At 29.1% G+C, this 24,456-nt stretch carries 25 protein-coding genes, 3 tRNA genes and 1 other RNA gene; 5 read left to right on the plus strand and 24 right to left on the minus strand.

Annotated elements, in window-relative coordinates; genetic code table 11:
• Positions 1–262: 262 nt before the first annotated feature.
• A complete protein-coding gene (locus tag ABDZ69_RS16860; RefSeq protein WP_425544674.1) occupies positions 263–1,216 on the minus strand; it encodes a GNAT family N-acetyltransferase in 954 nt (317 codons plus the stop codon).
• A gap of 21 nt (positions 1,217–1,237) precedes the next feature.
• Entirely contained in the window at positions 1,238–2,395 is a 1,158-nt protein-coding gene (locus ABDZ69_RS16865; protein ID WP_343771572.1) for an MFS transporter, read from the minus strand.
• A gap of 136 nt (positions 2,396–2,531) precedes the next feature.
• Between ABDZ69_RS16865 and ABDZ69_RS16870 the strand changes: the two genes are divergently transcribed.
• Together ABDZ69_RS16870 and ABDZ69_RS16875 are read left to right on the plus strand one after the other, a co-directional pair.
• A complete protein-coding gene (locus ABDZ69_RS16870) occupies positions 2,532–3,704 on the plus strand; it encodes a class I SAM-dependent methyltransferase (protein ID WP_343771574.1) in 1,173 nt (390 codons plus the stop codon).
• 16 nt (positions 3,705–3,720) lie between these two features.
• Positions 3,721–4,371 carry a DUF4230 domain-containing protein gene (locus ABDZ69_RS16875; protein WP_343771576.1) on the plus strand — a complete coding sequence of 217 codons (651 nt, stop codon included), beginning with the start codon at positions 3,721–3,723 and terminating at the stop codon, positions 4,369–4,371.
• A 487-nt stretch (positions 4,372–4,858) separates the two neighbouring features.
• Here ABDZ69_RS16875 and ABDZ69_RS16880 read toward each other — a convergent pair whose 3' ends face one another.
• Positions 4,859–5,047 carry a hypothetical protein gene (locus ABDZ69_RS16880; protein ID WP_343771578.1) on the minus strand — a complete coding sequence of 63 codons (189 nt, stop codon included), beginning with the start codon at positions 5,045–5,047 and terminating at the stop codon, positions 4,859–4,861.
• A 12-nt stretch (positions 5,048–5,059) separates the two neighbouring features.
• Positions 5,060–5,248 (minus strand): hypothetical protein, encoded by a 189-nt coding sequence (locus ABDZ69_RS16885; protein ID WP_343771580.1) that lies wholly within the window; start codon positions 5,246–5,248, stop codon positions 5,060–5,062.
• Between the two features lie 424 nt (positions 5,249–5,672).
• On the opposite strand from ABDZ69_RS16885, the gene ABDZ69_RS16890 reads away from it, so the two are divergent.
• Positions 5,673–6,914, plus strand: coding sequence for a DUF1576 domain-containing protein (locus tag ABDZ69_RS16890; RefSeq protein ID WP_343771582.1), 1,242 nt, complete (start codon positions 5,673–5,675; stop codon positions 6,912–6,914).
• Positions 6,915–6,917: 3 nt separating this feature from the next.
• On the plus strand, positions 6,918–7,265 hold the full coding sequence (locus tag ABDZ69_RS16895; protein WP_343771584.1) for a hypothetical protein: 348 nt from the start codon (positions 6,918–6,920) through the stop codon (positions 7,263–7,265).
• Between the two features lie 32 nt (positions 7,266–7,297).
• On the opposite strand, the gene ABDZ69_RS16900 is transcribed toward ABDZ69_RS16895, so the two are convergent.
• The 14 genes from ABDZ69_RS16900 to ABDZ69_RS16965 all read right to left on the minus strand — a co-directional run bounded on the left by ABDZ69_RS16900 (position 7,298) and on the right by ABDZ69_RS16965 (position 15,641).
• Positions 7,298–7,702 carry a hypothetical protein gene (locus tag ABDZ69_RS16900; protein ID WP_343771586.1) on the minus strand — a complete coding sequence of 135 codons (405 nt, stop codon included), beginning with the start codon at positions 7,700–7,702 and terminating at the stop codon, positions 7,298–7,300.
• Between the two features lie 61 nt (positions 7,703–7,763).
• Complete coding sequence (locus ABDZ69_RS16905; RefSeq protein ID WP_343771588.1) at positions 7,764–8,297, minus strand: NAD(+) diphosphatase; 534 nt, start codon at positions 8,295–8,297, stop codon at positions 7,764–7,766.
• A 28-nt stretch (positions 8,298–8,325) separates the two neighbouring features.
• On the minus strand, positions 8,326–9,018 hold the full coding sequence (sfsA, locus tag ABDZ69_RS16910) for a DNA/RNA nuclease SfsA (protein WP_343771589.1): 693 nt from the start codon (positions 9,016–9,018) through the stop codon (positions 8,326–8,328).
• A 164-nt stretch (positions 9,019–9,182) separates the two neighbouring features.
• The gene (locus ABDZ69_RS16915; RefSeq protein ID WP_343771591.1) at positions 9,183–10,943 is read right to left on the minus strand and encodes a sigma-54-dependent Fis family transcriptional regulator; all 1,761 of its coding nucleotides are present in this window, start codon (positions 10,941–10,943) and stop codon (positions 9,183–9,185) included.
• 35 nt (positions 10,944–10,978) lie between these two features.
• A complete protein-coding gene (locus ABDZ69_RS16920; protein WP_343771593.1) occupies positions 10,979–11,257 on the minus strand; it encodes a pro-sigmaK processing inhibitor BofA family protein in 279 nt (92 codons plus the stop codon).
• A 34-nt stretch (positions 11,258–11,291) separates the two neighbouring features.
• On the minus strand, positions 11,292–11,561 hold the full coding sequence (locus ABDZ69_RS16925) for a YaaL family protein (protein WP_425544672.1): 270 nt from the start codon (positions 11,559–11,561) through the stop codon (positions 11,292–11,294).
• Between the two features lie 70 nt (positions 11,562–11,631).
• Complete coding sequence (gene recR / locus ABDZ69_RS16930) at positions 11,632–12,228, minus strand: recombination mediator RecR (RefSeq protein ID WP_343771597.1); 597 nt, start codon at positions 12,226–12,228, stop codon at positions 11,632–11,634.
• A 27-nt stretch (positions 12,229–12,255) separates the two neighbouring features.
• The gene (locus ABDZ69_RS16935; RefSeq protein WP_343771599.1) at positions 12,256–12,597 is read right to left on the minus strand and encodes a YbaB/EbfC family nucleoid-associated protein; all 342 of its coding nucleotides are present in this window, start codon (positions 12,595–12,597) and stop codon (positions 12,256–12,258) included.
• A 66-nt stretch (positions 12,598–12,663) separates the two neighbouring features.
• Positions 12,664–14,274 carry a DNA polymerase III subunit gamma/tau gene (dnaX, locus tag ABDZ69_RS16940; RefSeq protein WP_343771600.1) on the minus strand — a complete coding sequence of 537 codons (1,611 nt, stop codon included), beginning with the start codon at positions 14,272–14,274 and terminating at the stop codon, positions 12,664–12,666.
• Positions 14,275–14,411: 137 nt separating this feature from the next.
• Positions 14,412–14,676, minus strand: an RNA gene (gene ffs, locus ABDZ69_RS16945) — signal recognition particle sRNA large type.
• Positions 14,677–14,687: 11 nt separating this feature from the next.
• Positions 14,688–14,777 (minus strand) — tRNA-Ser (locus ABDZ69_RS16950).
• Between the two features lie 107 nt (positions 14,778–14,884).
• Positions 14,885–14,976 (minus strand) — tRNA-Ser (locus tag ABDZ69_RS16955).
• A gap of 89 nt (positions 14,977–15,065) precedes the next feature.
• A complete protein-coding gene (locus ABDZ69_RS16960; RefSeq protein ID WP_343771601.1) occupies positions 15,066–15,509 on the minus strand; it encodes a nucleoside deaminase in 444 nt (147 codons plus the stop codon).
• Between the two features lie 55 nt (positions 15,510–15,564).
• Positions 15,565–15,641 (minus strand) — tRNA-Arg (locus ABDZ69_RS16965).
• A 150-nt stretch (positions 15,642–15,791) separates the two neighbouring features.
• Here ABDZ69_RS16965 and ABDZ69_RS16970 point away from each other — a divergent pair.
• Entirely contained in the window at positions 15,792–16,688 is an 897-nt protein-coding gene (locus tag ABDZ69_RS16970; RefSeq protein ID WP_343771602.1) for a phosphatidylserine decarboxylase, read from the plus strand.
• Between the two features lie 17 nt (positions 16,689–16,705).
• Here the strand turns inward: ABDZ69_RS16970 and ABDZ69_RS16975 are convergent, their stop codons facing one another.
• The 6 genes from ABDZ69_RS16975 to ABDZ69_RS17000 form a co-directional block, all read right to left on the minus strand.
• Entirely contained in the window at positions 16,706–17,821 is a 1,116-nt protein-coding gene (locus ABDZ69_RS16975; RefSeq protein WP_343771604.1) for a Ger(x)C family spore germination protein, read from the minus strand.
• A complete protein-coding gene (locus ABDZ69_RS16980; protein ID WP_343771605.1) occupies positions 17,805–18,896 on the minus strand; it encodes a GerAB/ArcD/ProY family transporter in 1,092 nt (363 codons plus the stop codon). Before ABDZ69_RS16980 ends, ABDZ69_RS16975 begins: the two co-directional genes overlap by 17 nt.
• A complete protein-coding gene (locus ABDZ69_RS16985) occupies positions 18,880–20,373 on the minus strand; it encodes a spore germination protein (RefSeq protein ID WP_343771607.1) in 1,494 nt (497 codons plus the stop codon). The genes ABDZ69_RS16980 and ABDZ69_RS16985 overlap by 17 nt, the downstream gene beginning before the upstream one ends.
• A gap of 108 nt (positions 20,374–20,481) precedes the next feature.
• A complete protein-coding gene (locus tag ABDZ69_RS16990) occupies positions 20,482–21,741 on the minus strand; it encodes an ABC transporter permease subunit (protein WP_343771609.1) in 1,260 nt (419 codons plus the stop codon).
• Complete coding sequence (locus tag ABDZ69_RS16995; protein ID WP_343771610.1) at positions 21,734–22,783, minus strand: ABC transporter permease subunit; 1,050 nt, start codon at positions 22,781–22,783, stop codon at positions 21,734–21,736. Before ABDZ69_RS16995 ends, ABDZ69_RS16990 begins: the two co-directional genes overlap by 8 nt.
• On the minus strand, positions 22,767–24,386 hold the full coding sequence (locus ABDZ69_RS17000) for a sugar ABC transporter ATP-binding protein (protein WP_343771611.1): 1,620 nt from the start codon (positions 24,384–24,386) through the stop codon (positions 22,767–22,769). The genes ABDZ69_RS16995 and ABDZ69_RS17000 overlap by 17 nt, the downstream gene beginning before the upstream one ends.
• Positions 24,387–24,456: the final 70 nt, after the last annotated feature.

Consider the following 24,456-nt stretch of genomic DNA (forward strand, 5'->3'; position numbering starts at 1 on the left):
TTAAAAGAATCGACTGGCTTAATGTACTCTGTTTAATTTTCAAAGACCATGTCGCATTTGCGACTTTTCTATAATATCATTTTTTTCGATTCCTGTCAACAAGTTTTTTTAACTTTCGTCATTTATTTTCTTGTTTCAAGGAACATTTGTTATTCTAACATAATTATCATACCAGCAATCCTCAATAAACCTCAATACGCTTAAATAACCTTTGAATTCTTTTAATTACTACATATTACTCTTCATCTTAACTATTGATACACTAGAGCAAGTTGTTAAAGCCACCCTTTACTTTACTAAAAGTTATATGATCTCTCCATCTTCCATTTATATATAGATAGTCTTTATTTAATCCAATTTCATTAAACCCACAACTTCTTAGAACTCCTTGAGATTTTACATTGTCTGTAAGTGTAGATGCTTCCACTCTATGTAAATTAAGATCATTAAAAGCATATTCTATTATTAATTTTAAAGCATCTTTCATATATCCATTTCCCTGTTCTCCCTTATCAATAGAATATCCAACAAAACAATTTCTAAAAGCCCCCTCAATTATATTAGATAATCTTATCTTTCCTATAAATCTATCTTTTTTATATATTCCAAAGTTTACTGCTGAACCATTTAAAAACTGCTTATAACTTTCTACCAAAGTTCTTCTTTGAAAAGCTAGTGTGTAAAAATCCTTTTCTCTTGAAGGTTCATAAGGCTCCAAGTGTTCTTTGTTATTTATATAATATTCTAGTATTTGTTCAGCATCTTCTGGTGTTAAAATCTTCAAGCTTATCTTTCTTCCTTCTAATAAAGTTTTTCTTATAACCTTATTATTAAACGTATATTTATCTATTCCGAATATAAGCTCATCTTTACGATTATTACCCTTACCTATACTACTAGTTATAACTCCTTCAAGTTCAAAGCCTAAACTTACAAAAGAAGAAACCTTTATATCCTCAGCTACCAATATATTTATTTTTTCTATATCCATATTGTTAAAAAGAGTAGTTATCATTTTATTTATAGCACTTTTTAGATACTCATAACTTTCTTCTTCATTTTTATAAAACTTTACTCTAAAAATACAATAGCTATTATCTTTAGATAACTCTACTATATATATTCTTCCTAAACTAATTCCTATCTCATCTTTAATTAAGTACTCATTGTTACTACCACTTACTAATTGAATGGTTACATTTTTATAATTCATAATAATATTCACCCAGCCTATATTCTAAGATATTATTTCCTTAGTTTTTATTTTTATACCGTAAATAAATACAGTAGATATAATTAAACTTATTGGTATAAAATAAAAAGCTTTTTCTACACCTATTATTCTATTTAACTCTCCTATTAATTGATTAAACATCATATTTATTAAAGAAGATACTGTTATGATAATTCCTGTTATATATGCACTCTTTTCCTTAAAAACCTTGCTAATAGTTACAACAATTGTAGGAAAAGTTATTGAAAAGAAAAAGCCTGACAATGATATAATTATTAGTCCCTTTACATTCATAAATAATCCTATAGTGAATAAAATTACACTAATAATAGTAAAGATTAGCACAGATTTTATGTGACCTATCCTATCTACTATAAATCCTCCAACTAATCTTCCTATTGCAAATAGAGCAAAAAATAAGGAAATATAAAAAGAACCATCTTTTTCATTAAGACTATGTACCTTATACATAAAGTTAATAAACCAATTTTGTGTGGCCACTTCTGCTGATACATAAAATCCTAAAGCACACATATAATAAAAAATTAATCTTTTATCTATCAATCCGCTAACTTGTCCCTCTTCGTTTTTTACCTTATGCGGTTCTGGTACTTTAGTAAAGTAGAAAGCTATTATCATAATTATATATAAAAAAGAAATAAATATATATATATCTCTCCATTGCACACCGTTATATAAAAGTATTCCTACCGTTCTTTGAGTAGCTGTTATACCTACCCCATAGCAAAAGTGTGTAAAGTTCATCAGTAGTGCTTGAAAACTTATAAATAAAACGGGAACTAAGGTATTTATTGCAATAGAACATAAAGATAATCCAATGTTCATTATAAACATATATATAAGAAGTCCTATATATTCATTAGTAAAATAAAATCCTATAAGGGAGATTATTAAGGATAAGAATCCCAAAAGAATAACTTTCTTTTGACCTATTTTTTCACATAATATACCGCCAATATATGTAAACGCAATATAGCCTATAGATCCAATAGTAAATATATAAGCTATTTGAGTATCGTTAACACTAAAGACCTTCTGAAATGTAGGTACGAAAACTCCCCTTATACCTTCACAAACTGCTGTTAAAATCATGGTTATAAATATTAAGCTTATAGTTATTATATTTTTTTTATTATTCATTCCATCTCTCCGAAACTATTTATTACTATTTATCATTATAACATATGGTTAATTATTATAAAAAAATATTGATATATATTTTTTTTATGTTTATATTAGTATTAAAAATAATACTTTAAAGGAAAAGGTGTATAAAATGAATAAGCAAAGCATCTCAAAACTTAATCTATTTTTAATGGGTTTAGAAAATAGATTTACTGAAAATGAAAATATATTTGAAGAAATATCCATAAATTTTTCATCAGGACTAAAAACTTTTAAGGGTATAGGTACCTATAATAATAATTCCATAGATTTTAATTATAACGGAAAAACTAATACTTTAAATATAAAAGATTTAAATATTTTAATTTCTAAAGAAGCAGAACGCTTTGATGGTCTTAAGATAATATACAAAGAAAGAGGAAGCAATATATTAATTGAAGCATCTAACCAAAAGGTAACTATGAAAAACTTGGAGGTAAAAGAGGTTATAAAAGAAGAAACTACAAATTCTCATAATAAAACTTCTACACTACTTAATAGAGATTATTACATTAAAGTGGGTAAAGCAGATAATCTTTTAAAAGAAATTGGCATAATGTCTAAAGATGGTAAAGTTAAGAATGATAAAGTAAGAAAGTATAATCAGATAGATCATTATGTTGAGCTCCTAGAGAGTGTTCTTCACCAATTACCACAAGATGAAGTTATAAATATTTTAGATTGCGGATGTGGAAAATCTTATCTTACCTTTGTTTTAAACTATTATCTAACTGAAGTAAAGAAAAGAAAATGCCATTTTATTGGGTTAGACATTTCTGAGGATGTAATTCACTCTTCAGAAAAAATGGCGCAAAACTTAGGTTACAGAAATATGGACTTTAAAGCTATTGATATTAAAAATTATTTTCCAGACAAAAAAATACATGTAGTAATTTCACTGCACGCTTGCGATACTGCTACAGATATGGCTCTGGCTTTAGGGATTAGAGTAAACAGTGACCTTATAATTGCAGTCCCTTGTTGCCATAGAGAACTTTTAAGCCAATATTGTTATGAACCTTTTAAGGGTATTTTAAAATACGGTCTTTTAAAAGCTAGAATGGCGGATGTACTAACCGATGGCATGAGATCTATGTTACTTGAAAGCTATGGTTATGATGTTTCCGTTGTGGAGTATATCTCTCCCCTTGAAACCCCTAAAAACTTAATGATTAGAGCAATAAAAACTAAAGACGAAAATGAAGCACTGCGTAAGGATTATTTATCTTTAATAAAGGAATTAAACGCAAATCCTTCATTATATAATTTTTTAAATAATTGGTAATGAGATAGGGGTATATATGAAAAAAATATTAAAAAATAGAACTTTTATAATAATAATTCTTTCCATTTGTTTAGGATTTTATATGTCATACTATTTATTCGTTAAGAAAAACTCTTCTTTACCAGGAATGACAAAATCCATAGAAAATATATCTAAAAAAGCTATAACTAGTGAAGCTATAATTAATACCTTAAAAGAAAAGAAGGAGCTTATAGTTATGGAAGCCTCCTTAGATAATGAACTAATGCTAGATGATAGCTGGGGAAACTTTGAAATATTTAAAAAGATAACTTATATAAATTTAACAGGAAAAGGCATATATTCTATAGATTTATCTATGATAGAAGCTACTAACATAAATATTAAGAATGATAGTAAGGTCATATATATGAAATTACCTAAACCTATTATTAGAGGAATTACTTTAGAAGAGGATAAAACTACTTATAAAACAGAAACAGGATTATTACGGTTTGGAGAACTAAAACTTACTCCCGAGGAAAATAATCTGTTAAATTTAAAAGCTAAAGATAGAATGATGGAAAAACTATTAGAAACATCTAATATATTTAAAGCTGAAGAAAGTGCAAAAAAATCTCTTACAGATATAGTAAATTCTATAATTTTAGATAAGGAAAATTACAGTATAATAATTTCATTTTATTAAATAAAATTAGGGCAACTATTCACAAGCTGCCCTTTAATTAATCTGCTTCTTATTTTTGATAAGTATCATTAATTGCGTTCCAGGTTACTTCCTAAGGCTGATACTTACTTTCTTAAAAGAAGCAGATTTTCTAATATGACAGAAGCTAAGAAATATAAGTTTTACATTTACCAAATATGATCTTATACCATAAATTATCACGAAGATATTTAGAATTTTTCCGTAAGAACATATATGAGTAAATCTTATAAGATTGTATAAATATATATATATTTAAAATTTCTACGTTCATAAAATATATATATTTTATAATAACCTTTTTCTAAGCTCTGTTATTTTTATAATTATAGTCTTTTAAAACAATTCTGATAATGTAGTTTAATTATAACACAATTTTTTATAGATTTAATATATATTTAACATATTTATTGCCCCTTAATTTCCTAAATAATAACAAAAAGAGACAGCATTTTATGCTGCCACTTAATTATGCTTGATCTAAACTCGCTACTACTTTATCATAATAGTCTATTACACATTTGCCTTCTCTAAAATTTGTACAACTTCTGCAACTCTTAGTATCTGGTTCTACAGTATGAGACTGAAAACCATCATATATAGGTAAATAACCAGGACAATTTTCACCTACCGCTATCATTTCAAATGCATTTCCCATTATAACACCTCCCTAATTTCTATATATTCTTTCTTTAATTGGATCAAATAAATCTTTTATACATTTTTCATCAACAAAATTTTTACAGTTTTCACAACTATCCGTTATATTACTTCCAACATCAGAAACAAATACAGATGCTATCGGTTCATAACCTTCACAGTTTTCAGCTACAACCATTTTAAGTTCTTCATATCGCATATGTATCACACCCTCTTTATTAAGTTTTAATTTTACTAGTACATATTGTACCCAAAAAAGTAAAATATCATACTCTAAAGTTTTAGAGTATGATATAGCGTTAATAATCAAGCACTGATTCAGTTTCTGTGCAATATCTTGTAACTAAGCATTTTCCTAAATTTCTAGGGCATCTTTTACACATACAGTTATTTGAATCCCCATTACAGGTTTTATTGTTAAAATCTGGACAATGTTTGCAATTATTATCTATAATTTTCATATAATCACCTCAAAGTTAAAATAAAAATAACAATATTATTAATTATACCTTAAATTTCAAAAAAACAATAATAAATAAATTTTTAACAATAGACAAATGTTTTTTATTATTTTAAAATATAACTTATAAATTGTTAATAATATTTTTTTAAAGGAGAATATAATGACTACTAAATCATTATTGTCTAGTTATAAAATCTTAATACTTTACTTCGTTTCATTCTTAGTTTTTGGATTCCTTTCGGACTCTCCATATAAAATTTTATCCGGACTCAAAATCATTGTAGTGCAACCTGATATACTTATAACAGACTATCTCCAAATAGGTGGACTAGGTGCATCTTTTGTAAATTCAGGACTAATATGCTTAATATGTATATTTATATTGATTAAAATAGGTGTAAAACCGAATGGCTCCACCTATGCAGCTTTATTTACAATGGCTGGCTTTTCTTTTTTCGGAAAAAACCTATCTAATATATGGCCAATATTTATAGGAACTTGGCTGTATTCTAGATATAAAAAAGAACCATACTTAAATTATATACTAGTTGCACTTTTTGGTAGTACCTTATCTCCCACTGTAAGTCAGGTGCAGTTTTCCAGTAATCTACCTTTTGGATTAGCTATATTTTTAGGAATTTCCCTTGGTATATTTATAGGATTTATACTTCCTCCTATATCATCCTATTGCGTACGAATACACGAGGGATATAATTTGTACAATTCAGGTTTTGCCGCTGGATTATTGGCTACTTTAATAATGGCTGTATTTAGATCTTTTGGAATAAACTTTGGCCAAAGATACTTATGGTCTACAGAGTATACAGGAATACTATTTATATATCTTAATTTACTTTTCATATCCATGATAATAATTGGATATTATTTAAATGGTAAGAGCTTTAAAAATTTAAAAGATCTCTTCAGAACTCCTGGAAGAATGGTTTCTGACTATTGTCTCCAGTTTGGAGAAGGCTGTTCCTTAATAAATATGGGTATACTAGGAATTATATTTACTCTATATGTAGTTTTGGTGCAAGGAGATTTAAATGGACCTACAATGGCAGGAATATTTACAATAGTAGGTTTTGGAGCCTTTGGAAAACATATTAAAAACACTGTGCCTGTTGCCCTTGGTACTGTTATTGCAAGTTTCCTTAATATATGGTCGATAAACTCTGCAGGCATGTTACTGGCTACACTGTTTGGGACTACATTAGCTCCAATTTCAGGAACTTTCGGACCCGTCTATGGAATAATCGCAGGTTTTCTACATGCTTGTATGGTAATGAATGTAGGATATCTTCACGCAGGATTGAATCTTTATAATAATGGATTTTCTGGTGGATTAGTAGCTATAATTCTTCTACCAATTATAACCAGTTTAAGAAAGGAAAAATAAAATATGTCAAATTTAAAACAAAAGATTATTAGAATAATAGATGAGCTTATTACTTTATGTTACACAATGAATTGCAAAGATTTTAATGTTGATGTAAAGATACAAGAAGGAAAAGAACTAATATGCTTAAAAGCATATGTAGATAGTGTAAACGAAGAAACATTAAATAATATCAAAAAATTATTAAATCTTCCAAGAGCTCATGAGTTAGAAGAGTACTATTGGAATTTACCTGGTAACGATTTATCTACTAATGAATTAACTTTACTAGGAATTATGATAGATAGCTCCTCAGTAAACTATGATAAAGAAAGTAAGTTACTTCAAATTGAATTATCTAGATTAGAGTAATATAAAAAGGGCTTAATTTTAAGCCCTTTTTATTAATATCCATAATGAGGTCTTCTTCTTCTACGTCTTCTTCTTCTTCCAATTAATTCTCCAAGTAGTAATACTCTAAATAAGTCATTTAATGCTCTTCTTCTTCCATAACGGCGCCTTTGTCTATAACAATCATCATCATGTTCATGGTGATCGTGGTCATGATGATCATCATCATCTCTATCTAAGCGATCTTTAATTTTTTCATACATATCCTCACAAATTTCATCTAATTCCTTATGACTAGGTCTGCACATAGGCCCATACTTCTTTTCTAATAAATTACAGTGCATTACCACCATAGGGCGTACCCTATTAGAAATCTCAGGATACATCATTTCTAAATCATTATCATCTTCATAGTCCATCATATCATAATTATGCATGTTCCAGTAGCAATTATACATATAATCCCCCAAAATACATTTTTACCTAATTTTAATATATGCATAACATAAACTTTTGTCACTATTTTTTAGAAATATCACACCTATAAGCCTTATCTCCTTTGTAGCCTATTTCATTTAATACCTTTCTAACTAGATTCTTACCTATCTTATCCTCACGCATCTCACACAAGGCGTCTTCTATCTTTTCCCATTGGACTAGTTCTACCTCTTCAGATTTCCTTATTTCACCGTCAACATATTTAGCCATAAATGTTAACATTAAAATTTCTTTAGTGGGTAAAAATTCACTTCCTAAATATTTTATATCTCCTATAGTAATTCCCGTTTCTTCCTTAACTTCTCTATAAACTGTTTCCTCAACAGTTTCTCCAGTAGTAACATAACCTGATACTAGTACTTTAGAATTTTTAAATATATAACTTTGTTTAAGTAAGAGTATTTCTTCATCCTTTACAACCGCCACAACTACACAAGGTTTAGGAGTATCGAAAAACATCATGTCATCTTTAGCGCAATATGGTACTCCTCCCTCATCCCAACTATCTTTTATTATCAATTCTGCGCCACACAACGGACAATATTTATATTTCATAACAAATCACATGCCTTTCAAAATCTTTTTATAGTTTTATACATACCTCTTTATTTAAAGTAATAGAATCCTCTGAAACAATGCAATCATATGCAAATATATCTACTTTATTTTCATAAGCTTCTATTAACGCATCTGAGAACGGTTTATCCCTTTCACCATGAGGAGTAAAACAACTTACCCCATCCATTTGAATTAAAAACAATATTCCTGCTCCTATTCCAGATTTTTTAATATGAATAAGTTCCAAAATATGCTTTTTACCTCTCTCTGTTGGGGCATCTGGAAACATAGCTACTCCATTTTCCTCTAATGTAACACCCTTTACTTCTAAATAATATTCTTCTCCCTTATCGTTAGATAACTTGAAATCAAATCTACTATTTCCATAAGTTTTTTCTCTTTGTATTATATTATAATTTGACAAAGGCTTTACTAATCCTTTTTTTAAAGCTTCTTCTACTACTTTATTTGGTATTTGGGAGTCAATATTTATTAATCTACCGTTCTTATACCCTCCTATAAGATCATATTTTGTTTTTCTTAAAGGATTATCTTCTTCCCTCAATATAACTACAGATCCTGGAATTAATATTTCTCTACATCTTCCTGTATTTGGCACATGAACCATGAGTTCCTCACCATTTATTTTTACATAGCCTTGAAATCTATTTGGTCTTTTTACAAATTCTGCTTTAATTACTTTTTTATTTATTAACATATTCTTACCTCTTTCAAGATAAATTCCCAAGCGAGTGAAAACTTATCCCCATTATTCACAAAATAATTATTATTTATATTTTAGCATCTAATCATCAATAATATAAATAGTATTTTATGCAAAAATAAAACTCCCCTTATTTTCAAAAGAGAGTTTTAACTTTTTCATTTAGAAAGTTCATATTCTTCAATTTTTCTATACAATGTAGCAATACCTATCCCTAACTTTACAGCTGAAATTTTCTTTCCTTCTGTAGTTCTTCCATATAAATTTAATGCTTTTTCTATTTCTTTTTTCTCTAGATTTTTTAAATTACATATTTCAGTATCATCTAAAGCTTTTTGTTTTCCTTTTTTATTTAAAATACTTTTAGGAATTGTATTTAAATCTATAACCCCATCTGTTCCAACCATGTTAATTATAAATTCTATAGTATTTTCTAATTCACGTATATTTCCCGGCCAATGATAGGAATAAAATATATCCCATACTTCTTTTTCTATTCTTATGGATAAAAACTCTTTGTTAAACAAAGCTAAATATTTAGTTATAAAATAATCAATAAGTATTTTAATATCTTCAATTCTTTCTCTTAGAGGAGGAATTTCCATAGGAATTACATTCAACCTATAATACAAGTCTTCTCTAAACTTATTTTCCTCTATCATTTGTACTAAATTTTTATTAGTTGCAGCAAGCACTCTCACGTCTATATCAATGGCTTTGTTAGAACCTACTCTAATAACTTTTCGTTCCTGGAGAACCCTTAGAAGTTTTGTCTGTAAGTACAAAGGCATGTCTCCTATTTCATCTAAAAAAATAGTTCCCTTATTTGATAATTCAAACTTTCCTATTTTACCCATAGGATCTGCTCCAGTAAAAGCTCCTTTAACGTAACCAAATAATTCACTTTCAAGAAGAGTATCAGGTATTGCTGCACAATTTATAGCAACAAACGGCTGCTCTTTTCGATCACTTTCACTATGTATTGCCCTTGCAACCATTTCTTTTCCTGTACCACTTTCTCCAGTAATCAGTATTGTAGAAGTTGAGGAAGCCACCTTTTTTATTGTAGATTTTAACATATTAAGCTTATCACTATTTCCTAATATATCTTCACAATCTATATATTTTTTAGACGTAGAAATTTGAGTTAACCTATCTTTAAATTCCTTTGAATCATGAAAGAAAAATATTTTATCATATTCATCCTCATTTAAATAAACAGGATATATACTTCCAAGCAATGTGTAATTTTCATTATCTATAGTAACCTTATATTCATGCAAATTAAAAATACTATCTCCACTAAATCTTATAGAAACCTTAGTTTGAGAATAGTTATCCGATAACCTTAAATACTTTGAGGCATTTTTATTAATATGACTAATATAATTATTTTTATTTAATATAAGTACTCCTTGATCTACCTTATCTATTATTGTATTAAATAATTCCATTAAGGTATGATTTCTTATTTTTTCTCTTTTTTCATATGCAGCAATACTTATGAATTCAGAAATCTGTTTTAAAAACTCCATATTAATATCGAATCTTTCCATAAGATGCTCTCTTTGTTCATCTGTCATACATACTAATCCTATAACACCAATAGTTTGGCCCTTTAGTATTATGGGACTACTCATTTCAAATTTTTCTTCACATATATCTCTGTTAGGACAAGGAATACACAGTTTGTCCTTACCTGGATCATAAATTATTTGAGCTTGTCCTGACTTTAAAACATTTTTGTAAGCATAGCCTACTTCAGCCATATTTTTATTTATTACATCTTTAAAGATACCAGTGCCAGCAACCCTGTATAGATTTTCATCAACTATTTCTACTTCTACATTTAATACTTGTGATATTATATTAGCATATTTAATAACCGAATCCTGTATTTCCATTAAGTATGAAGTCATATTTCATCACCTTTCATTGGCTTTTAAAATAGTTTCTACATAATCGTTTTAAATAGTATTAAAAATATTATACCAGGTATACCAAAAAATCCTGCAATAATGGCTGTAACTGCATTTATACCTATAGTAAAATTAAAGAAAGCTCCTATAGAATTAATTAAAAAGAGTAATATAGCTCCCATTACACCATTTATAATTAATTTTATTAACATTCTTAATGGCCAAGAAAATATCTTAACTATTAACACCAAACCTAACAGGGAAATTAAAAAATATCCTATATACTCCACAAAATCACCCCTTGCAAATTCCATTTGATATTATATAGATATTACAACTCTATTTAAATTATACTGCATTATACTCATCTATTAAATATTTGTATTGAATTTTTATTTCTTTATCCTTGGCTTCATTCAAAAGATAAGTATATCGCGCCTTTGCTGCTTCTTCCAAGTATATTGCATAATCTATTAAATGTGGCTCTTTAAACATTTCAAAATATTCTCTTGCTTTTTTAATTTCACTTATTGCATCTGCAATTGAATTAATTAGTCTTTTTTCATCCTCAGTATATATCTTATCATTTTTCAGTCTTCCCCAAAAATTTTTATTCATAAAAAAACCTCCCATTTCATTTTATTTTAATTCTTGACATGAAACAGGAGGTTTATACACTATTAACTTATTAAATTTCTTTTCTACCTTCTAGAGCCTTAGATAAAGTTACTTCATCTGCATACTCTAAATCTCCACCCACAGGTATTCCGTGTGCTATTCTTGTTACCTTTGCTCCTAAGGGCTTTAATATTTTTGATATATACATAGCTGTAGCTTCACCTTCTACATTTGGATTAGTAGCTACTATAACTTCCTTTATATCACCATTTATCCTGCTAATAAGCTCCCTTAATTTTATGTCATTAGGTCCTCTTCCTGCCATAGGAGATATATTTCCATGAAGTACGTGGTACATTCCATTGTATTCTTTAACCTTTTCCATTGCCATTATATCTTTAGGTTGCTCTACAACGCAAATCATAGACTTTTCCCTATTTGGATTACTGCATATTGAGCAAGGATCCTTATCTGTGAAATTTCCACAATTAGAACAATATTTTATAGTACCTCTTGCTTGTATCAAAGCTTCAGCAAATTCCTTTACTTCTTCTTGAGGCAAATTTAATACATGTAAAGCAAGTCTTTGAGCAGTTTTGTTGCCTATACCAGGAAGTTTAGCAAATTCTTCAATGAGCTTTTCTATAGCTATAGGATAAAAATCCAAATCTTTCACCTCATCTTAAAGTTTAAATTAAAACATTCCAGGAATATTTAATCCACCTGTTAACTTTTTCATTTCATTAGCAGTTTCTTGTTCCGCCTTCTTTAAAGCTTCATTACAAGCAGACATTATAAGATCTTCTAACATTTCAACGTCATCTGGATCAACTGCTTCTGGTTTTATTTTAATGTCTACTATTTCTTTTTTTCCATTAGCCACAGCTACTACTGTGCCGCCGCCTACGCTCGCCTTAAACTCTTTCTTTTGTAACTGTTCTTGCATTTCTTCCATTTGCTGTTGAAATTTTTGAGCCTGTTTCATTAGATTATTCATATTGCCTCCACCAAAGTTAGGCATTCCACCTTTTGCCATTAAAAATTCCTCCTTTTAATATATAAATTTATTTAAACAAACTTTAAACTGTTAATTATTATAGCATTATTCTTCTATTATCTCTACTATATCATGTCCAAACGCCCTAATTAAATCCTCTTCTGGGGTTTCTTCCTTATCTACTTGTTCTACAATGTATTTTATTTTAACTCTTTCCTTTAGTACCTCAGAAAATATATCTTCAACTAAGTTTTTATTATCATCTCTTTCTAATCTTTGTTTATTAAAGGCATATTCTTTATCGTATTTTATAGTTATAACACCATCTTGACAATCCACTGGATTGGCAGTAATTAAAGAGGCATATAATACCATATTCCTTTTCCCCTTAAAAGTTTCCAATATATCCTTCCAAGATTTCTTTACTAAATCAAAATTTATTTTTGAATCAGGGTTATAGTTATTAACTGGTTGTATTTTTATATTATCCGTACTTGTTTTTTTACTTGCATCCTTTTCTTTAATAACCTTTGGTATTATAGCCTCACAAGCTACTTTTATTTCCCCTGACTTCATGGCTTCTTCTAATTTATTTAGTCTTGATAATATTACTTCATTGGATGTATCATATTCTATTTTACATATCTTTATTAAAGCTAATTCTAGATATATCCTACTTTGTTTTGTCCATTTAGACTGTTCTTCAGCATCTTGTAGTATCCTTATATTTCTCATTATTTCTTCTACTCTTATTTTAGCAGCTTGATCTTTTAGAAGTATAATGTTTTCTTCTGACATGTCTAGAAGTTCTTCTGGACTTTGACTTACCTTTACCATTAATAAATTTCTCATATGACTAATCATATCTTTTATAAAAAAGTGTATATCCTTACCACTAAGTACTATTTCTTCTACTGTCTTTATAGCTCCTTCAACACTTTTATCAATTAAATAATCCGTAAGTTTAATTAAATTATCATTAGTTACTAAGCCTAACATGCTAATTACATTATCATAATCTACCTTTCCATTTCCCATAGAAATGGCTTGATCTAGTATACTTAAAGCATCTCTCATGGCTCCATCAGACATTCTAGAAATTAAACTTAAGCTTTTATCATCGGAAAATACCCCTTTTTCTTTAACTATTTCCCTCAGCCTTTCAAAAGTATCACCGTTTTTTATTCTTTTAAAATCAAATCTTTGGCATCTTGATAAAATAGTTATAGGAAGCTTTTGAGGATCTGTAGTAGCTAAAATAAAGATTACATTAGCAGGGGGTTCTTCTAAGGTTTTTAAGAAAGCATTTACAGCTCCTTGGGATAGCATATGAACTTCGTCCATTATGTATACCTTAAACCTAGCTTCTCTAGGTGGATAATTTACTTCTTCAACTATTTCTCTAATCTTTTCTACTCCATTATTTGAAGCAGCATCTAATTCTATAACATCAATTAGAAGATTTGAATTTATCTTTTTACACATTTCACATTCATTGCAAGGTTCTCCATCTTGTAAGTCTAAACAATTTACAGCTTTAGCTAATATCTTAGCTGTTGATGTCTTTCCTGTACCTCTAGTTCCACAAAATAAATAGGCATGAGCTATTCTATTATTTTTTATTTGATTTTTTAAAGTGACAGTTATATGTTTCTGACCTACTACATCCTTAAACTTCTTAGGTCTCCATTCTCTATATAAAGCAGTATAAGCCATTTAAACTCACCCCTTAAATAAATCCTTCTACATAACTAATTATATATACAAATACATTATTTTTAAACATAAAATTTTACATAAAACAAAAACGCAATAAACTTTTTAGTTTATTGCGCAAAATTTACTTTATTAAACCGTGCACCTCGCTTTGACAAATAGTGTATGAGCGTTACCTACACAGTTAGCTCAAACCAGGTTTATCCACGGCACACGAAAAGGTTCACTTACCGCTGCTTCCTTCCGGACCTGACGGGGTTCATGAGTTTCCGTTGCGTGGGACCCAGTTCTCAACGCCACTTATATAGGTCAGGCCTCACACACTATTGCCTAGGCGAGGGATTCAACCCTGCTGTAGCGGATTGCAGGTACAGGGCACCGCTAACTCCCCATCTAGCACGGCAAAGTTTATATGGCGGAGAAAGAGGGATTCGAACCCTCGGTAGAGTTTCCCCTACACACGCTTTCCAGGCGTGCTCCTTAAACCACTCGGACATCTCTCCATACTCATGATAAAATATAATTTTTTATGTCTGTTAAGACAAAACTTATTATACTATTAATACGAACTTAATTCAAGTGCTTTTTAGAAAATTGTATTTTTATTTTTTGGCAGAGAGAGAGGGATTTGAACCCTCGGTAGAATATTTATCCTACAATGGTTTTCGAGACCATCACCTTAAGCCACTCGGACATCTCTCCTTAAATAAAGTTCTTTAAAATTTCTATATAATTATACTATACATTTTTATAGCATACAATGATTAACCATTAAATAATTTATAATCCTTTTACTTTCTTCGCTCCTTAAAAAAATCTTTTAATATAATACTACATTCATCCATATACATCCACTGAACTTCTACGTTACTTTTTAAATATATATTTTGTAAAATATCTATGACAGAACCACAAGCCCCTAAATTAGGCTCAAAAGTCCCAATATAAACTTTCTTTAATCTAGATTGAATTATAGCACCTGCACACATTGGACAAGGTTCTAATGTGACATACATCTCACAATCCTTTAATCTCCAATCACCTAAATAATTAGATGCATTTTTTATTGCTATAATTTCCGCATGAGCAGTGGAATCCTTTAAAGTTTCTATGCTGTTATGTCCTCTCCCTATTATAATATTGTTCTTAACAATAACTGCTCCTACTGGCACTTCATTTATACTTTTAGCCTTTTTAGCCTCTTCTAAAGCATAATTCATAAAGGATTTATTCATAATATATTCTCCTGTAAATATATTAAAAGCCCACAGTTTACACTGAAGGCTTTTTTGGTGTTCCCGGCGGGAGTCGAACCCACGGCCTACCGCTTAGGAGGCGATCGCTCTATCCTACTGAGCTACGGAAACATATTAGTATTTTCTATAATAGTTTATTATAATTTATTTTTGTTGTCAATATAATTTGGATTAGCTGCCATTTATATAAACTTCTTTCATTTTATATATAGATAATGTAAAATATTCCTTAATACATTAGTATAAACTCTGGAGGAAAATATGATTAAAATATATAATAGAAAAACTAACTCTTATGACATTGAACAAGTTTCTGGGGAAAAATATTTAAACTGGACTTATAACACACCTATTGGAATGTCACTCTTACAAATTTTCTTAAAGAGAAAAGTTTTCTCTAGTCTTTATGGTAAATATTGTGATACCCGCTCAAGTTCAAAAAAAATAGTGAGTTTTGTTAAAGACTTCAATATTAATATGAACGAATATGAACTTAACTTGAATGATTTTAAATCCTTTAATGAATTTTTTATTAGAAAAATCAAATCGCAGTATAGACCTATTTCTAGGGACAAAAATATTTTTATTTCTCCTGGAGATGGAAGAATATCTATTTACGAAAGTATTGATTTAAATAAAATTGTTCAAGTAAAAGGCTTTCATTATAGTATGAAGGAATTAATTAACGATGATACCATTGCTTCTTTATACAATAACGGAACTTGTATTATATTAAGACTATGTCCTACTGACTACCATAGATTTCATTTTGTGGATGATGGAGTTTGTGAAGATACAATAAAAATAAATGGCCAATATTATTCAGTTAACCCTATTGCATTAAATAAAATATCTAAGCTGTACTGCCAAAATAAAAGGGAATGGTCTTTATTTCACACCGAAAACTTTGGAGAAGTTCTCTACTTAGAAGTTGGAGCTACCTGCGTTGGCTCAATAATCCAAACTTATTCTCCTAATAAAAAAATGTTAAAGGGAGATGAAAAAGGTTATTTTAAATTCGGCGGCTCTACGATTATATTGTTTTTACAGAAAGATAAGGTTGCTATTGATAAGGATATATTAGAACAAACTAGCTTAGGCTTTGAAACAAAGGTTTTAATGGGTGAAAAAATCGGATTAAAATTTAAACGTGAATAATTAAAATTTATTCACGTTTAATAATTTCCTTTTCCCTGCCTTGAAACTTTAACATTAACATTTACATCTATTTGAGAATTGCTCACTACTTCGTCCCAGTCAACACCTGTTCGTCTACCATATTTAGCTGATGCTACTCTACCTAATTCAAGTAAGTCCAATTTATATACACTTTGCATTTTATGAATAAATTCTTCTCCTTGTTCTTCTATTTGCCTAGACATTCTATCTTTAAATATCCTTAGATTTTTAGTATTCTCAAATATATCCATATCTTGCTCATTATAAGTTACTTCTAAATCAATATTTAAATTAATTATAAATTTATATCTATCCCCTTCTTTAATAACTTTAACCTTTCTTTTATTTTCCGCCGATGCTCCCACAAATTTATAAGTATCATCCGCTAATGTTAATTCTCCAGTTCCTTTTGAACCAGATAATAAATTCATGATTTTAGCTTCGTTTAAATTTAGCTTCAATACCATTCTATCTTTAGTAAATATTGCAGCACCAGTAACTACTATCCCTTCATGTGTAATTTCAATATATGGCAACATAACTCTTCTTCCTTCTGCTAATGATTTTGAAGAGACGTTTGTGACCTTAAAATCATCTGAAAAGAAATATGAAAATCTTAAATTTTTAATTAGACCTTCTATAAATTCCGTCGAACTATTATATCCCTGTTGCTCATATTCAAGTATGTGTTTTGTTTTATCTTTACATACTACCATCAGCGCATGGTCATTAATATCATGACTATTAAATAAACCGTCAATTATATTAGCTATTCCATCTTTAGCTACCTCTTCACTAAATATAAACATTCTTTCCAATCCATTGAAAATTTTTTTATTAATTTTTCTTTGCCTATCAGACCTAGTTTCAATTACAAAACTTCCTTCTCCTTCTACCGTTAAATTGTTAGTGCGTCCATCGCTACCAAATATATAATAAGTAATGGGAATACTATAAACCACTTCATCTCCAACTTTTGATTTCAAATCATAACCTATTCCAAAAGGAATAGCTACCTCTTCTGAATATCTAACCTCTTCCCCCTGCCTTGCATAATAGGATAGAAATACTATAATAATTATTACACCTAAAAATTTATACATTCTTTCCATAGCTAACATCCTTTTTTACTAATATAGCAATTATAGTTATAAAAAAAATAGTATATGCTAAGACAAAAGGGGTTGCTAATTTGATAAAGTTATTAATAATTACTGCATTCTCAAAGTAGGTGCTAATAAATAAAATCACCGGAAAAACTAATATAACAACAAACTTTCTATCTATTTTTCCTCCTATTATATCTGCAAATATATATGTGCTAAAAAAATAATTATTAGAAATAGTTTTTATTATTATATTAACCCATAAAAAAATAAATATATATCTCATATTATTAATTAAAGGTATTATCAAAGTTTCTGTAGTAGTTATTAAAGGCCAATTTACTTTATTTATAGTTTCACTCCCTAAATAATACAAGCATATGAATTGTACCCAACTATAAGATATTAATACAAATAAGCAAGCTTTTAGTGAATAACTTTTTATTTTTTTCTTATTTTCTACATAAGGATATATTAGAAAAAATACTTCTATACCTGTATATGAAAATATAGTTTCATATGCCCCTTTTAATATTTGCGAAATACTTGATTTAAATACAGGCCGAATATTTAGCATTTGTCCTTCTTTAATTCCAGGCAGCGGAAATGTTAGTAAAAATATTGTTATAAATAACATAACAATATTTAGTCTCCCTATTAATTTTAAATCCTTAAACACAGTATATAAAGCTACTAAACTAATAAGAAAAATAGTATTATTTTTATTTAAAAAAAAGCTTAAGAAATTAACTAATATATAACCTGTAGGCGCCAAACCAGTTATTGCGTTATATATAAATATTGTAAAAAATAAAAAATTCAATATATTTCCTACTATCTTTCCAAAGTATTTTCTACTTAAAAACAATATGTTTTTATCAGGATATATTTTACTTATGTATATTCCTAATAAGCATATATAAAAAGGATATATACTTCCTAATATTATAGATATCCATCCATCTTCATATGCATATTTACTCACATTGGCAGGTAAAACTAATATACCTACACCAATAATATTTCCTATAATGATACTCATAAATTCTATAGGAGTTAGTATATTATTCTTTATTTCCAAACTTAAACCTCCTATACTTAAAATTTCTTTGTCTCACTTTATCTTCTGGCCCAATATCTTCTGGCCTTTTATCCATCTTCCATAAAGGTGCTCTAATAAAAATATCTTTTAAATCAGACTGGTTTAATGAAATATAAGGAACTCCAAAACTATCTAATGATAACAAATGAACTATCATTACAAACCAAAACAAAACAATGCCTAGTGCCCCCATAAAATTTGAAATTACCAGTAGTGGAAACTTTAATAATCTAATAGTTAAAGTCATTTCATAGTTAGGAATTAAAAACGAAGCAATAACAGATGCACCAACTACTAACAAAGTGTCAGGACTTACAATTTTAGCCCTAACAGACATTTCCCCAATTATTATACCTCCAATTACGCTTAGGGTTTGAGCAACTTTACTAGGAAGTCTTATTCCGCCCTCCCTTAAAACCTCAATAAATACCTCCATAATGAGTATTTCAAAAAAGGGATTTAGTGCTATTTCTGATCTAGATCTTATTATAGGTAAAGCTAATTTTATGGATAGGGCTTCTATATTAAATTTTGCGAAATTCAAATATATAGAGCTAAAAGATATAACCACAAATATTGATATAATCCTTAAGAATCTTATAAATGATGCTACAATAAATCTTTGATAATAATCTTCAGATGTTTGAAAAAACTCGATAAATAACGCTGGCACAGTGGCTACTTGTGGGCTGCCCTCTACAAATAATCCAATTTTTCCTTCAACTATATTAGCTTCAACAACATCTGCCCTTTCTGTAATATAATATTGCGGAAAAACACTGTATGTATGATTTTCAATATATTGTCCTAACTGACCTACACCTATAATGACGTCAATATTTTTATTAATATTTTTAATTTTATCTCTTACAGATTTTAAAGTTTTTTCGTTTACTATTCCCTTTATATATACCATTGCAACTTCAGATTGGGATATTTTTCCTATCACAAATTTCTCTATTACTAAATTTTTGTCCTTTATTCTTCTTTTTATAATACTTAAATTTATCTCCATATTTTCGATAAAAGCCTCTCTCGGACCTCTAACAGTACTCTCATTTTCAGGTTCTGAAATAGCTCTGTAATTTCCACCACTAGATTCTATAATAATGTATTTTAAGCAATCTTCTAATATTAATACAGCATTCCCAAATTTTATTGAATCTACAGTTTTATTAATGTCATTTTCTAGTATATTATCTCCTACGCATATATATTTTTTACATATATAGCTTTCCAAATCCTCTTTACCTTTTAAGTTTTCCCTCGCTTCTATCATTAGTGGTTGTAATATATCTCTATTAATCGCATTCTTATCTACTAGTCCATTTATAAATATTAATGCAGCTTCTATATATTCATCAGTTCCAATAAAGAACTTTTTAACTATTAAGGAGCTACCTTCTTCTAAATGATTCTTAATTTTATTAATATTTTCTTCTAAATTGTTATTCATACGTACTATCACCACAACTATATTAATACTTTATTTTAATCATTACTTACTTTTTTTATTCAAAAATAAAAAACACCTGTAATTAATAAAATTACAGGTGTTCTTATTTTAAGCAGACATGGATTTATTTTTCATTTGTACTCCCTTTTTCCAAGCATGTAGTCCTAGGGATACTCCTATTACTCCATATGCCACAAACACTCTAAAATATTCTCCTATTTGAGGATTATCAAATAGGTTTTTTCCAGCCATAGGTGAAACTATAAATAAAGTGTGGAACAATATTATTCCTAATATAGCTTGACCATTTGTAGCCTTAGATACAGATGCACCTCCTATTAAGAGTGCAGCTATAGCAAACATACCTACCTGTTCATGGCTACCATAAGTATTTAAGGTTCCTATATTCTGAAGGAATATTAATTGCCCCCAAGCCCCTAAAACTGTAGAAATTATTATTGCTATTATTCTTACTTTATTAACTTTAATTCCTGAAGCGTTAGCCACTTGCATACTGTGACCTACAGTACGCATATCTTGACCTAACTTAGTTTTTACTATAAATACATTAAATAAACACAATATACCTATTACTATCATTGTTGCTATAGGTACATTAATAAACTCTAATGTGAATTTAAATTTTGGTAATATATTTATCAATATAATAACAACAATAGATAAACTTACATATATTATTCTTTTAATATATTCTTTTTTGTATTTTATAATATTATATAAGTTATATAATATTATAACTGCTAATAAAATTATCATTACGTCATACAAAGATAATTTTATAAATTTATTAAATAAATTATCTAAGGAATATTTTATACCATCCTTTAAATCTACGGTATTTTTTATTCCCATTCCTCCACTTAACACTAATACGGGATTTTTCATAGGAATAATAGTACCTACTAAAAATAAGAATAAAAATTGATATAACCCATTAGCAAATAACCCCAATATCATACTTGCTATCATTTCTTGTCCCTTTGTTTTATTTAATAATTTTCCTGTTAGGTATCCAAAAATAATAGCTAATGGTGTACTTAATAATACGCATAATAGAAATCCTGCTATGCCACCTACGTTCCAATGAGTTACAGCTATAACGGCAATTTGCCCTGCCATAGCTCCAATTACGATACCAAAATTTAATCCCATACCTGCAATTACAGGTATTATAAGAGCGAGTACTAAGAAGGAGTTTCTCGCAATTCTTACTACTAGTTCATCTAATACAAAGGATAAAGGTTGTGCTGAAAGCTTTATTCCTGCAATGCATAAAATAACAAATAATATGGTAACAATATTATCAAAAATCGCCTTTTTTAACTTTGATGAAAAATCGCTATTCACTTACATCCCCTCCTCCTACTTTTGTTAATGCATAGAGAATTATACCATTGCTCACTATTATTCTTACTACTTCTGCTAGGTTTCCTTCAGTAACTATTTTATTAGCAACAGGAAGACCTATAGTTAATAAACCTTGGAATAGTATAGTTCCTATGATAACATGAGATATCTTAGCATTAGTAGCTGAAGCACCACCAATTAGAATTGCCGCTACCGCTGCAAACCCCATCATCATTGGAGCTTGATAAAGTTGATAAAATCCATAACTTTGTGCATATATAATAATTCCTACCGCACCAAAAATTGTAGATAACATTGTGCCTAATAATCTTGACTTGTCTACATTTATTCCAGAAGCTTCTGCAAACTTTGGGTTGCTTCCTGCAGCTATCATGGCTACTCCAGACTTACTTCTTAAGATTAGCCACATAATCAAACAACATATTAAAAACGCAAAAATTAGTCCTGTTGGAAATTTTATTCCCATAAGTTTAAATGATAGAAAATTATCTAATTGTTTATCATATCTTCCTGAAAGAGTTATAGTAGTTCTTAATCCTTTACCAATTGGCCATTTTAGCTCCGCACTTTGAAAAGGAATTAAAAGCCATCCTATACACATTAAAGATACAGATGAGAAACCTGCGTAGGTTGAAACCATCATTTCTGATCCCTTGACCCTATTTAACAGTAATCCATATAAGTACCCTACTATACTAGATAAAGGAATCGATATTAATATAGCTACAAATAGAGCCGTAAATCCTCTTAAGTTCATCTCTATACTTATTAATCCTGCAAGAAGTCCTGCTAGTATACCTAGAGGCAAACCAAAGTTAAGTCCTATTCCACATAATATTCCAGGTGCCATAGCAAGAACTAATACACCATTCATTCCTACTCTTACTAAGGTATCTGATATTAAATCAGGTAGTGACAATTTTAATCCTACTGATAAAATACATAGGATTATAAAGAAGGTGGTTATAATAAGGCGCGGTAATCCTATTTTATCAATTAAGTCTTTAATTGTAGTTTTCATTTAAAGACTCCTCCCTTCTTAAAGCATTTTTATGTCCAGCCATAAGTAATCCAAAATCTACATCGCTATCTTCAGGTTTTAAAACCCCTGCTAATTTTCCTTCAGATACAATAGCAACCCTATCACAAACAGATCTAAGTTCAGCCAATTCGCTAGAAGTTATTATAACTGTCATTCCAAGCTCCCTACTAAGTTTTACTAATAATTCTAGGACTAATTTCTTAGCTCCTATATCTATACCTCTTGTAGGTTCTGAAACAAAAAGAACCTTCGGATTTAATGTAAGAGCTCTTGCAATACAAACCTTTTGCTGATTTCCTCCGCTTAATCTTCTTGTAAGCTGCTGAGGTCCCGTACATCTTATATCTAAATCCTTAATCATATTTAAAGCGTGTTCTCTAATTAATTTATTATTAATCTGTGTAAATAATCCATAGTTTTTAATGTAGCTTCCATTTATCTCCATAGAAGTTACAACTATATTTAATTCAATAGACTTATCTAAAAGAAGCCCTACCCCTCTTCTATCCTCTGAAACAAAGGCTATTTTGCTTTTTAAAGCCTCTCTTGGATTATTTAACTTTAAAGGCTTATCCTCAAATACTACTTCTCCTTTTGAATTGAATAGCCCCATAATACCATTAGCTATCCCTATTTTACCTTGGCCCGCTAGCCCACCTATGCCTAATATTTCTCCTTTAAAAACTTCTAAGTTTACTCCTTTAACTTCTTCTCCAGGCATATCTACTATTAAATTATTAATACTCATAATTACTTCTTTTTTATTACTTTCTTGTTCGTTATCCTTAGCTATTCTATCAATACTTCTACCTACCATTAATTGAGCTAGCTCTATAATATTAGTCTCTTCCTTCTTTCTAGTGGCAACTAACTCTCCATCTCTTAATATAGTTATGTTATGGCATACTGCCATAACTTCATCTAATCTATGAGTTATAAAGATTATTGCTATGCCCGCTTTAGCTATGTTTTTCATAGCTTCCATTAATTTTTCAGCTTCACTTTCTGTAAGAACAGCTGTAGGTTCATCAAAAACCATTAATTTAATATTTTTCTTATCTATTTCCCTGGCAATTTCTATAAATTGCATATAACCAACTGGTAATCCAGATACCTTTACCCACTCTTCTATATCCAAACCTGCAGTTTTTAAAGCCTCTTTTGAATCCTTATTCATTTCATTGAAATCTAGGTTCTTAAGACTTTTTCCTAAAACTCTACTGACTAGATTATGCTTAGTATGTTCCCTATTTAGTTTTATATTTTCTGTAATACTAAAACCTGGTATTAGCATAAATTCCTGATGCACCATACCAATTCCTTTTTCCATAGCTTCTTTAGGAGATTTTAAACAAACCTTCTCACCACTTATAAATACCTCTCCTTCATACCCTCCTGTGGAATGAACCACAGGCATACCAAAAAGTATATTCATTAAAGTAGATTTTCCAGCGCCGTTTTCTCCTAAAAGTGCATGGATTTCTCCCTCTTTAATTTTTAAATCTACACCTTTTAATACCTTATTTCCAAAATATTCTTTTTTAATACCTTCCATCCTTAGGACATATTCTTCTCCTACCACTTAGTATCCTCCCTCCAAAAACTTTGTTCACCAGGTTAAATAATTAAAAAACAAGGTTGCTTATAGAAAG

The sequence above is a fragment of the Clostridium malenominatum genome, assembly GCF_039521365.1.
Taxonomy (GTDB): domain Bacteria; phylum Bacillota; class Clostridia; order Clostridiales; family Clostridiaceae; genus Clostridium_AW; species Clostridium_AW malenominatum.

Coding starts and splice junctions, on each gene's coding strand:
- ABDZ69_RS16865 (WP_343771572.1), bottom strand. CDS start 2,395: ATGAATAATAAAAAAAATATAATAACTATAAGCTTAATATTTATAACC.
- ABDZ69_RS16870 (WP_343771574.1), top strand. CDS start 2,532: ATGAATAAGCAAAGCATCTCAAAACTTAATCTATTTTTAATGGGTTTA.
- ABDZ69_RS16875 (WP_343771576.1), top strand. CDS start 3,721: ATGAAAAAAATATTAAAAAATAGAACTTTTATAATAATAATTCTTTCC.
- ABDZ69_RS16880 (WP_343771578.1), bottom strand. CDS start 5,047: ATGGGAAATGCATTTGAAATGATAGCGGTAGGTGAAAATTGTCCTGGT.
- ABDZ69_RS16885 (WP_343771580.1), bottom strand. CDS start 5,248: ATGCGATATGAAGAACTTAAAATGGTTGTAGCTGAAAACTGTGAAGGT.
- ABDZ69_RS16890 (WP_343771582.1), top strand. CDS start 5,673: ATGACTACTAAATCATTATTGTCTAGTTATAAAATCTTAATACTTTAC.
- ABDZ69_RS16895 (WP_343771584.1), top strand. CDS start 6,918: ATGTCAAATTTAAAACAAAAGATTATTAGAATAATAGATGAGCTTATT.
- ABDZ69_RS16900 (WP_343771586.1), bottom strand. CDS start 7,702: ATGTATAATTGCTACTGGAACATGCATAATTATGATATGATGGACTAT.
- ABDZ69_RS16905 (WP_343771588.1), bottom strand. CDS start 8,297: ATGAAATATAAATATTGTCCGTTGTGTGGCGCAGAATTGATAATAAAA.
- sfsA (WP_343771589.1), bottom strand. CDS start 9,018: ATGTTAATAAATAAAAAAGTAATTAAAGCAGAATTTGTAAAAAGACCA.
- ABDZ69_RS16915 (WP_343771591.1), bottom strand. CDS start 10,943: ATGACTTCATACTTAATGGAAATACAGGATTCGGTTATTAAATATGCT.
- ABDZ69_RS16920 (WP_343771593.1), bottom strand. CDS start 11,257: ATGGAATTTGCAAGGGGTGATTTTGTGGAGTATATAGGATATTTTTTA.
- ABDZ69_RS16925 (WP_425544672.1), bottom strand. CDS start 11,561: ATGAATAAAAATTTTTGGGGAAGACTGAAAAATGATAAGATATATACT.
- ABDZ69_RS16935 (WP_343771599.1), bottom strand. CDS start 12,597: ATGGCAAAAGGTGGAATGCCTAACTTTGGTGGAGGCAATATGAATAAT.
- dnaX (WP_343771600.1), bottom strand. CDS start 14,274: ATGGCTTATACTGCTTTATATAGAGAATGGAGACCTAAGAAGTTTAAG.
- ABDZ69_RS16960 (WP_343771601.1), bottom strand. CDS start 15,509: ATGAATAAATCCTTTATGAATTATGCTTTAGAAGAGGCTAAAAAGGCT.
- ABDZ69_RS16970 (WP_343771602.1), top strand. CDS start 15,792: ATGATTAAAATATATAATAGAAAAACTAACTCTTATGACATTGAACAA.
- ABDZ69_RS16975 (WP_343771604.1), bottom strand. CDS start 17,821: ATGGAAAGAATGTATAAATTTTTAGGTGTAATAATTATTATAGTATTT.
- ABDZ69_RS16985 (WP_343771607.1), bottom strand. CDS start 20,373: ATGAATAACAATTTAGAAGAAAATATTAATAAAATTAAGAATCATTTA.
- ABDZ69_RS16995 (WP_343771610.1), bottom strand. CDS start 22,783: ATGAAAACTACAATTAAAGACTTAATTGATAAAATAGGATTACCGCGC.